This is a genomic window from Pedococcus sp. 2YAF34 (assembly GCF_052114585.1).
GTDB lineage: Bacteria > Actinomycetota > Actinomycetes > Actinomycetales > Dermatophilaceae > Pedococcus.
In genome coordinates this window covers 1-422 of record NZ_JBFRFA010000119.1, presented here as the reverse complement: position 1 = coordinate 422, position 422 = coordinate 1, and the positions used below count along the sequence as shown (strand labels likewise).

The following is a 422-nucleotide window of genomic DNA, read 5'->3' as shown; positions in this document are numbered from 1 at the left end:
GTATGGACGCGTGCGAACGCCACTCCGGATCGATCGCCTGCTCGACGGCGCCCCCGAACATGATCAGCGGGATGCGCGAGCCGCCGATGACCTGGAATCCGTCGGGATGGAGCGCATCCGGAACCGTCTCGATCGACGGTGTCGGCACCGAGTCCGCGTAGCCGCCCCAGTCGTCCCAGGTGAGGATGAACGTCGTCTCGTCCCAGCCGCCCCCGTCGATGACGGCCTGCACGCGCTGCCACACGAGGTCGTGGCCCTTCGTGATGTAGTCGGGCGCGCTCACGGCGGGCGGATGCTCGTCATAGCCCGAAGGCGACCAGACGTAGCAGACCTGCGGCAGCGTTCCGCCTCGGGCCATCGGGATGAACTGGGTCGGCGGATGCACGTTGGCGTTGCCGGGCGACTGCGACAGGGTCGTGTAG

Annotated in this window: 1 protein-coding gene; it reads right to left on the bottom strand. The window is 68.2% G+C overall.

The window, feature by feature from the left end:
- The coding region (locus AB4Z02_RS19160) for an alkaline phosphatase family protein (RefSeq protein ID WP_441972962.1) at positions 1-422 on the bottom strand (422 nt) is incomplete at both ends.